The sequence below is a fragment of the Mesorhizobium sp. M2C.T.Ca.TU.002.02.1.1 genome, from assembly GCF_003997225.1.
The window spans coordinates 1-2302 of sequence record NZ_RZTO01000906.1 but is presented as its reverse complement, the minus strand read 5'-3'; the positions used below and the strand labels follow the sequence as shown (position 1 = coordinate 2302).

Genomic DNA, 2302 nt, shown 5'->3' with positions numbered 1-2302 from the left:
TTGCATGCCAGATACCGGCCGCATGTAACGGATTGATGTTGGCCGGCGTGATGAAGCCGCCACAGCCTGTTGCAGATCGGCGGCAAATTGCAGCTGCCGCGGCGCCGCTTCCGTGAAATCCTTCACATCGCCAGTTGCGCTTATGGGCAGCGGCGAAATGCGCCGATGCTCACGTGGCGCTTGCCGCGAATCACCCGCTCGGCTAGTCCAAATCCATGGGAAAGAGGCATTTGCCGCCCGATGACAATGGCGGTGGCGACAAAATCGAACCGGTCGATCTGAAGGAAGCGCTCGAGCGGCGCTACCTCGCTTATGCGCTGTCGACCATCATGCACCGGGCACTGCCGGATGTGCGAGACGGACTGAAGCCGGTCCATCGCCGCATCATGCATGCCATGCGGCTCTTGCGGCTCAACCCCGATCAGGGTTTTGCCAAATGCGCCCGCATCGTCGGCGACGTGATGGGCAAGTTCCATCCGCATGGCGACCAGTCGATCTACGACGCCTTGGTGCGCCTCGCGCAGGAATTCTCGATGCGCTACCCGCTCGTCGACGGGCAGGGCAATTTCGGCAACATCGACGGCGATAACGCCGCCGCCATGCGCTACACCGAAGCGCGCATGACCGAGGTGGCGACCGAGCTGCTTGACGGCATCACCGAGGATGCGGTCGATTTCCGGCCGACCTACAACGAAGAGGACGAGGAGCCGTCCGTCCTGCCGGGCGCCTTCCCGAACCTGCTTGCCAACGGCTCCTCCGGCATCGCCGTCGGCATGGCGACCTCGATCCCGCCGCACAACGCCGCCGAGCTTTGCGACGCGGCGCTGCATCTGATCGAGCACCCGGAAGCGCCGGTGGCGAAGCTGATGGATTTCGTCCAGGGACCGGATTTCCCGACCGGCGGCATCATCGTCGACAGCCGCGCCTCGATCCTGGAGGCCTATGAGACAGGCCGCGGCGGTTTCCGCGTGCGCTCCAAATGGGGCCAGGAGGACCAGGGCAGGGGCACCTGGAGCATCGTCGTCACCGAGATCCCTTACGGCGTGCAGAAGGCCAGGCTGATCGAGAAGATCGCCGAGCTGTTGATGGCGCGCAAGCTGCCGCTGCTCGAGGACATCCGAGACGAGAGCGCGGAGGACATCCGCATCGTGCTGGTGCCGAAGAGCCGCACCGTCGATCCCGGCATCCTGATGGAATCGCTGTTCAAGCTCACCGAGCTCGAAAGCCGTTTCCCGCTCAACATGAATGTGCTGTCGCGCGGCAAGGTGCCGAACGTCCTGTCGCTCAAGGGCGTGCTGAAGGAGTGGCTCGACCACCGCCGCGAGGTTCTGGTCCGCCGTTCGAAATACCGGCTCGGCGAGATCGAGAAGCGGCTGGAAATCCTTGCCGGCTACTTGATCGCCTATCTGAACATCGACGAGGTCATCAGGATCATCCGCGAGGAGGATGAGCCCAAGCAGGTGATGATGGCCCGCTGGTCGCTCACCGACAACCAGGCCGAAGCCATCCTCAACATGCGCCTGCGCGCTCTGCGCAAGCTCGAGGAGATCGAGATCCGCAAGGAGTTCGACGGCCTCACCGCCGAGAAGAAGCAGATCGAGGCCTTGCTGGCGTCGGACGCCAAGCAATGGGCGACGATCAAGTGGGAAGTCGCCCAGCTTCGCGACAAGTTCGGCCCCGAGACCGAGCTCGGCAGACGCCGCACCCAGTTCGCCGACGCGCCCGAGCATGACCTGACCGACATCGCGCATGCGATGATCGAGCGCGAGCCGGTGACGGTGGTGGTGTCGGAAAAGGGCTGGCTGCGCGCCATGAAGGGCCACCTGACCGATTACTCGCAGCTCGCCTTCAAGGAGGGCGACAGCCTGAAGCTTGCCTTCCATGCCCAGACCACGGACAAGATCCTGGTCTTCACCACCGGCGGCAAGTTCTACACCATCGGCGCAGACCGGCTGCCGGGCGGGCGCGGCCATGGCGAGCCGATCCGCATCATCGTCGACATGGAGAACGATCAGGACATCGTCACCGCCTTTGTCCATGATCCGAAGCGCAAGCTGCTGCTCGTCTCCTACGACGCCAACGGTTTCGTGGTTTCGGAGGAAGAGGTCGTCGCCAATACCCGCAAGGGCAAGCAGGTGATGAACGTCAAGGCGCCGGACGAGGCCAAGCGCTGCATTCCGGTTTCGGGCGACCATCTCGCCATTGTCGGCGAGAACCGCAAGATGCTGGTCTTCCCGCTCGCCGAAAACCCGGAGATGGCGCGCGGCAAGGGCGTGCGGCTGCAGAAATACAAGGACGGCGG

General features: G+C 63.8%; 1 protein-coding gene. It reads left to right on the top strand.

The annotated features are described in order from the left end of the window. Positions 1 to 215: 215 nt before the first annotated feature. A partial coding sequence (gene parC, locus EOD07_RS31245) for a DNA topoisomerase IV subunit A (protein WP_127238029.1) occupies positions 216 to 2302 on the top strand: 2087 nt, incomplete at its 3' end.